Origin of the sequence: Streptomyces durocortorensis, assembly GCF_016901035.1 — a bacterium.
Classification (GTDB): domain Bacteria; phylum Actinomycetota; class Actinomycetes; order Streptomycetales; family Streptomycetaceae; genus Streptomyces; species Streptomyces durocortorensis.
Genome location: NZ_JAFEUF010000270.1, coordinates 1 through 6,200, shown reverse-complemented (window position 1 = coordinate 6,200; position 6,200 = coordinate 1). Strand labels below are relative to the sequence as shown.

General features: G+C 71.5%; 8 protein-coding genes. 3 read left to right on the top strand and 5 right to left on the bottom strand.

Annotation, left to right across the window (positions count from 1 at the left end; genetic code table 11):
* Positions 1-45 precede the first annotated feature (45 nt).
* Positions 46-294: a hypothetical protein gene (locus tag JS521_RS30875; RefSeq protein WP_205086226.1), complete on the bottom strand. Its 249-nt coding sequence runs from the start codon at positions 292-294 to the stop codon at positions 46-48.
* A gap of 205 nt (positions 295-499) precedes the next feature.
* Here JS521_RS30875 and JS521_RS30870 point away from each other — a divergent pair, with 205 nt between their 5' ends.
* Positions 500-1,852, top strand: coding sequence for a ParB/Srx family N-terminal domain-containing protein (locus tag JS521_RS30870; RefSeq protein ID WP_205086225.1), 1,353 nt, complete (start codon positions 500-502; stop codon positions 1,850-1,852).
* Positions 1,853-1,861: 9 nt separating this feature from the next.
* Here the strand turns inward: JS521_RS30870 and JS521_RS30865 are convergent, their stop codons facing one another.
* From JS521_RS30865 to JS521_RS30850, 4 genes are all read right to left on the bottom strand, one after another.
* The gene (locus JS521_RS30865; RefSeq protein ID WP_205086224.1) at positions 1,862-2,506 is read right to left on the bottom strand and encodes a phosphatase PAP2 family protein; all 645 of its coding nucleotides are present in this window, start codon (positions 2,504-2,506) and stop codon (positions 1,862-1,864) included.
* Positions 2,503-3,774, bottom strand: a complete 1,272-nt coding sequence (locus JS521_RS30860) for an MAB_1171c family putative transporter (protein WP_205086223.1) — start codon at positions 3,772-3,774, stop codon at positions 2,503-2,505. The genes JS521_RS30865 and JS521_RS30860 overlap by 4 nt, the downstream gene beginning before the upstream one ends.
* Before the next feature lie 65 nt (positions 3,775-3,839).
* Complete coding sequence (locus JS521_RS30855; protein ID WP_205086222.1) at positions 3,840-4,427, bottom strand: toxin; 588 nt, start codon at positions 4,425-4,427, stop codon at positions 3,840-3,842.
* A 10-nt stretch (positions 4,428-4,437) separates the two neighbouring features.
* The gene (locus tag JS521_RS30850) at positions 4,438-5,022 is read right to left on the bottom strand and encodes a hypothetical protein (protein ID WP_205086221.1); all 585 of its coding nucleotides are present in this window, start codon (positions 5,020-5,022) and stop codon (positions 4,438-4,440) included.
* A 404-nt stretch (positions 5,023-5,426) separates the two neighbouring features.
* Here JS521_RS30850 and JS521_RS30845 point away from each other — a divergent pair, with 404 nt between their 5' ends.
* Both JS521_RS30845 and JS521_RS30840 read left to right on the top strand, forming a co-directional pair.
* Positions 5,427-5,774, top strand: coding sequence for a MerR family transcriptional regulator (locus JS521_RS30845; RefSeq protein WP_205086220.1), 348 nt, complete (start codon positions 5,427-5,429; stop codon positions 5,772-5,774).
* Positions 5,775-6,090: 316 nt separating this feature from the next.
* The coding region (locus JS521_RS30840) for a cold-shock protein (protein WP_239488077.1) at positions 6,091-6,200 on the top strand (110 nt) is incomplete at its 3' end.

The following is a 6,200-nucleotide window of genomic DNA, read 5'->3' as shown; positions in this document are numbered from 1 at the left end:
CGCCCGGTTTCCCGGGCCGCCCCTCTTCCGTGGTGCGGGCGAGGCTCAGGTCCCTTGCGGGTTCTCCTGCCGGCGGCCGCGCAGCTGCCGCAGTACGAGGGCGGCCGAGGTGATCAGCGGCAGCAGCCCGGCCACCGCGTCGGCGGTGTTCAGCTTGTCGTGCGTGCCCTTGGCCCGGCGGACCTGCTTGGACGCCCTGAGAACCGCGAGCGCGCTGCTGCCCAGGCTCAGCACGAGCCCGGCCTTGCTGCCGCGCAGGCCCTTGGCGGGCGTCGCGGACCGGTTCTTCGCCATCGGGGACACCTCCAGCCGGTGGGGCCCGCCCGTTCGCGGACGTGCCCTCCCCGTCCACGTAACCCGGTGTCCGCCACCCCCGCAAACGCGGGCGGTCCCGTCGCGGCACCCCGGCGCCATCCCGCGTTCACATCACGTCCGCGCGGGGGTCGTCGGGCCTTGCGATGGTCCCCGGCGGAAGACCATTTCGCGGGAGGGGACGTTCATGAACAGGTCGAAGGCGCTGCTGCTGGCCGGGGCGCTGGCGGCGGGCACGGTCGTGGCCGGGGCCGGTACCGGGGCGGCCGCCGCCGACCCGTGCTCCGGGAGCGGGCCGCTGCCGCGCTCCTGCGCGCAGCCGGGGGACCTGATCGACGTCACCCTCGGCGAACTCCATCCGACCCAGGCCGTACTCGGCTTCGACCAGGTCTTCTACAAGCTCGGCCGGTACGGCAGCGGCCGCGACGAGGCGGCCGGCGACGTCAACAAGCGCTTCGACGACTGGTGCGAGACCAACGGCCAGGAGGAGGCGGCCTCGGCCGGTCCCGGGGCGCGGCTGGACGACCCGTCGAGCTTCTCCTGCACCGTGCCGGTCGGGCAGGAGACCCCGGAGACCGTCGCCCCGATGAAGACGGCCGTCGTCGGGCCCGGCGGGAAGCTGTACCTCACCGACGGGCACCACACGCTGACGTCCTTCCTGGAAGGCCCCGACGGATCCCCCCGGATGCACATCCGGCTCCGCGTCACCGACAACTTCAGCTCGCTGTCACCGGAGGCCTTCTGGCAGCGGATGGCCGCCGAGAAGAAGGTGTGGCTGCGCGACGAGAACAACCGGCCGCTCGGCGTGGAGCAGCTTCCGGACCGGCTCGGCATCACGCACTTCCGCGACGACCCCTACCGCAGCCTCGTCTACTTCACCCGGGACATCGGTTACGAAGTCCCGGACGGCGCGACGGAGTTCCTGGAGTTCTCCTGGGGGTCCTGGCTGCGCGGCGAGCACGACACGGGCGCGTACGACCTGACCGCCCCGGGCCCGTACCTCGACCTGGTGAAGCGTGCCTCGAAGTCGATGGCGGCACTGGACGCCGACGCGGTCGTGGACGACGGGAAGACCGCCGCCCAGCTCGGCCGGATCGACGAGTGGAACGGCGGGAAGAAGGAGACGGGCGGGGAGTTCGCCAAGCTGGGCAAGCCGCTGAGCGACCCCAAGCCGGGCAAGCTCGCCGAGGCCCTGGAGTACAAGGCCCGCGTCCTGCCCGTGCCCGCCTGCACCACCACGGTCACCGGGCCCCGCAACGGTCCGCTCGTCGTCACGAGCGGCGTCACCTGCCTGGACCGCGCCGCCCAGCGCGGGCCCGTCGTCGTCCGCCCGGGGGCGGCCCTCGTGGTCACCGGCTCCACGCTGGACGGCCCGCTCCAGGCCGACCGGGCGACGGCGGTCCACCTGTGCGGTTCGCGCGTCACCGGGCCCGTCGTGGTGAGCCGCAGCTCGGGCCCCGTACGGATCGGAGGCCCGGGCTGCACCGCGAACACCGTCGAAGGACCCGTGGTGCTGACCGGCAACGCCGCACCCCGGTAGCCGGTCCCTTCAGACGAACACGTACGCCACCGTCGTCGCCGCCCCCAGGCCCGCGCCCGCCAGGGTCTGGGCGACGGTGTGGTAGCCGAGGGCGACCCGGGACCAGCAGACGGCCGCGGTCAGCGCGTACGCGGCGATCCACCAGGGGGAGTGCACGACGGCGAGGAGCGAGACGGCCGCCGAGGCCACCGCCGAGTCGACCGAGATCTTCCACACCGTGTTGACGGCCAGCAGACCGATCGTCATCACCCACAGCGCGAGCATCGCGACGAGGATCCCGGTCGGCGCGTTCCCCAGGATCATCACCACCGAGCCGGTGCCGATCGAGCCCAGGATCACGAAGAAGATCGGCGCCCGTTTCGTGCGGTCCACGACGTGGCGGTCGCCCCAGGTGCCGCGTCCGCGCTCCCACTCGATGTACCCCGCCGGGATCAGCCCGGCGCAGAGCGCCCCGAGGAAGCCCCAGAGCAGCCCGGTCCAGTCGCCGCCCGCCGCCGCGAGGCCGATGCCGAGCATGCCCGCCAGCAGGACGTTGCGCGGCTGGAGGGCGTCGGTGACGGTGCGCGCCACGGAGGCCGTGCGGGCGGAGGTGGTGGGGATCCCCTCGCCGGTCGGGTGCGTCGTGTCCGTGCCGTGGGCCGTGCTGCCGGTCATGCGCTCGTCTCCGTCGTGCGGGCCGTGTCGGCCGTGGCTGCGGCGAGGACGGCGCGGGCGCGCTCCTCGTCGACCGTCCGGTACGCGGCGGCGACCCGGACCAGCCGGGCCACCTCGCCGTCCTGGTCCGCCGCGTGCTGGGCGGCGACCTGCGCGGCCCCTCCGGCGGGCGCGCCGGACTCCTTCGCGAGCAGGGCGGCCCGGATCCAGTACGCGTCGGTGAGGGGCTCGGCGCGGCGCGGGTCGCTCGTGTCGCGGGCGGCTGCCCGGCCTGCGGCGTCGAGCAGCCCGTCGGGCACGTAGTGGCGCAGCTTCTCGGCGGCGTCCGCGATGTCGGCGGCCCAGCGGTCCACCCGCAGGTCGGCCGGGACGTTGAACCGGGTCAGCTCGCGGGGCAGGGACGCGGGCGGGTCGAACGGCTGCTCCGGGAACGCGGTCATCAACTCGTACCAGAGGGAGTGCAGTTGGACCTGGGCCCGCCACAGCCTGGCCCGGCGCGCCCCGGCCGCGAACGCGGGGATGGAGGCGCCGAGGGCGAAGAAGGCGAACAGCACCAGCTGCGCCGCCTCCGTGACCTGGTCGAACCGCAGGGCGAACGCCTCGGTCGGTTCGTCGGCCACGCTGATCCACAGGAAGAGCGTGCGGCTGACGGTGTACCCGACGCCGATGAACATCGCGAACGTCATCATCCCGAGCCCGATGCGCAGATGGCGGCGGCGGGCGTCGAGGGTGGCCAGCGCCCACTGGAAGGCGCAGACGGCGGAGGCGGCCCCGAGGTAGAGGTAGAAGACGCTCATGTAGAGCGTGGCTCCCCACTCGCCGGCGTGGTCGGAGACGAAGCGGTCCGAGGGCTCGGAGCGGTCGACGACGGTGAAGAAGAGGACGGTCAGCAGGATCAGCGTGGCGACGGACGCCTTGGCCGCCAGCTTCTGGACGAGCCGCGCGAAGCGTACGTGGCGGGGGACCGCGCCCTCTTCCGGGTAGCTGCCGTAGATCGCCACGATGTAGCTGAGGATGGCCAGAATTGCCACCGTCGCGGTGTAGTGCTTGATGAGGACGGCGAGGTCGGTGACGGCGCTGTTGTTGAGGCCGATGCGCACCGCCTCGGTCTTCGTCCACAGCGCGATGGCGAATCCGGCGTAGCAGCCCCACAGCGCTCGGCGTCTGCGGTCCTCCTCGTCTCCCCACAGGGCAGCGGGCATACGCCACAGGGCAACGGCCGTCATCAGGCCCGCTATGAGGTAGCCGGCGAGATCGAGGGGGGTCACGGCGGTGTTCGTCCTCGGGGTCGTGATGCGGGGTGGGGCCCGCGGCTGGTGGCCGGTGGCACGTGTCAGGCTTCGCCGGACCGTCTTCCGGGGAAGAGGCCGCGCCGCCGGTGGGCCACCGGGCGGGACAGGGAGTTGTCCAGCCGCCCCACCATGTCATCGGTGGTGAGGTCCCGCGCCATCCGGGGGATCAGGGAGGCACCGAATTCGGCCATGCGTTCGTCGTGGGTGTCGTACTGCGCGCGGGCCTGGACGGTGGAGCCGCCGGAGGCGAAGGACGCGGCGGCGGCCGGGGAGATCATCCGGGCGATCAGCGAGGTGTCGAAGACCGGCAGCAGTGTGCGCAGTTGCTCCGCGTCGAGCGTCGTGCCGTGGTCGAACCACTCGTGGCACAGCTCGTGCAGGATCACGTGCTGGGTCTGGTACGCGGTCGGCCTGCGGCGGTAGAGGACCAGGCTGGTACCGCCCGCCTTCAGGCGCAGGCCGCAGGCGGCGTTGACGCGGGCGAGGCGGTCCGGCATCTCGTGCAGCCGGATCGTGCGCCCGCTCGTCTCCTCCATGTTCGCGACGAGCCCGTCCAGCGTGAACGGAACCGGGAGGGGCAGGTCGGCGAGCCCGGCCTCGCACTCTTTCCGCAGTTTCCGCAGGGACATGACCAAGACGCTACGCTGCCGGGCCCCCGGGGCGGTGGTGCACGGCGGAATCCCTCCCGCCGCTTACCCCGTCGCCCTCCTTCTCCCGGGCGGCGTCCTCCAGCAGGGAGAGGGCGAACCGGAGCAGTTCCGGCGGGAGCCCGTCGTCGTCCAGGCCCCGGCCGGCCAGTCCGCTGATCTCTCCGGTGCGCCGCTTGGCCAGGAACTGGAGCCCGGCGACGACGTCGTCGACGACCTCCGACTCCTCCTTGAAGAAGCGCCAGTCCACGCCGAACCCCAGGCCGAGGGCCTTGAGGATGTCCTCGGACGGCTGGGTGACCTTGCCGGCCAGGATGTTGGAGAAGTAGCTGTGCGACAGCGAGCCGCCGCGGTCGCGGACCAGTTCGGCGAAGACCCGGCCCGAGATCTTCTGGCCGGGGAAGGTCTTCTCGACCATGTACTCGACCTTTTCCCGCAGCGAGTCGAGGCGGGGCAGCTCGTCCGGACCAGGGGGTTCGACGGGCTCGACGGGTTGCGGACCGCGTTCGCCGTCGCCGTCGTCCTTGGTCATCCGGGCCTCCACGATCACCTCGGAGTCGGAACTGAGCTTGCGCAAACACTCTACGTCACTGTTAACTCGAAAAAACACGGGCAGGGGACCACGAGGGGAGTCCCTTGCCCGTGAGTGACCTTGTGCCCCGTGACATCCGGAGCAGGCTCCGGACAGGGGTGTAGCCCTTCACGACGGGGGATGCGTGAAGGGCTACGCGTGCATTATGGCCCCGCGGTGCTCCCGACGACAACTGACCGGTCGGTCAGCGATCCGCGGGGCGGCCGTGAGGGCGGATCCGCCCTGCCCTTCCCGGCCGCCCGAATCTGTTCCGGCCGCGATAGACATGGCCTTGCCCGGCGATTAGGGTTTCTTGTGCAGTCACGTGAAACAGCGGTACGCAGCCGAGGCGCACCCCGCAGGCGTACGGCGCCCGGCTCCTCCGGTCACGCGTGACGGAAGAGGTGCAGATGCCCCCGGAGACCCCCTCGCACGCCACCGACCGGCTCGACGACGACGATTACCCCGCCTACACGATGGGGCGAGCCGCGGAGATGATCGGTGCGACGCCGGGGTTCCTCCGGGCGATCGGCGAGGCCCGCCTGATCACCCCGCTGCGGTCCGAGGGCGGCCACCGCCGTTACTCCCGCTACCAGTTGCGCATCGCCGCCCGCGCCCGCGAACTGGTCGACGCCGGCACGCCCGTCGAGGCCGCCTGCCGCATCGTCATCCTGGAGGACCAGCTGGAGGAGGCGCTGCGCCTCAACGAGGAGCTGCGCGGCGGCTCCGCCCGTTCCGGCGGTCCCGCCGAGCGCTGAGCGCCGCCGCGCCCGGGGCGCGGGAGGTTCCGCACGGCCCGGAAAGATATCTGCATTCGTCAGCACAGAATTTCGCGCAATGTGCGATGAGGCTTTTATGTCCCGGATCTGTTCCGACGTGGCCGGTGATATTACGCACCCACCTCTCCGGGGTCATCGTGCTAGTGTTGATCTCAGTTGCAGTTGTGGTTCCCAAAAACTTCAAGTGCTCTTGCCGATCGGATGTCGGCAGGTGCACTTCTGTATTTCCGGTGTTCTTCCGGACGGGGTAATCATCGCGGCGACGTGGGGCCCGCACAGTGTGGGCCCGCGGGCTCTGCCCCTAAGGAGATATGACATGGCTACTGGCACCGTGAAGTGGTTCAACTCGGAAAAGGGCTTCGGCTTCATCGAGCAGGACGGCGGCGGCGCCGACGTCTTCGCCCA

What these genes read in the sequence shown, in the direction of transcription:
- JS521_RS30865 (WP_205086224.1), bottom strand. Translation starts at nt 2,506, where the DNA reads ATGACCGGCAGCACGGCCCACGGCACGGACACGACGCACCCGACCGGC.
- JS521_RS30875 (WP_205086226.1), bottom strand. Translation starts at nt 294, where the DNA reads ATGGCGAAGAACCGGTCCGCGACGCCCGCCAAGGGCCTGCGCGGCAGC.
- JS521_RS30870 (WP_205086225.1), top strand. Translation starts at nt 500, where the DNA reads ATGAACAGGTCGAAGGCGCTGCTGCTGGCCGGGGCGCTGGCGGCGGGC.
- JS521_RS30855 (WP_205086222.1), bottom strand. Translation starts at nt 4,427, where the DNA reads ATGTCCCTGCGGAAACTGCGGAAAGAGTGCGAGGCCGGGCTCGCCGAC.
- JS521_RS30845 (WP_205086220.1), top strand. Translation starts at nt 5,427, where the DNA reads ATGCCCCCGGAGACCCCCTCGCACGCCACCGACCGGCTCGACGACGAC.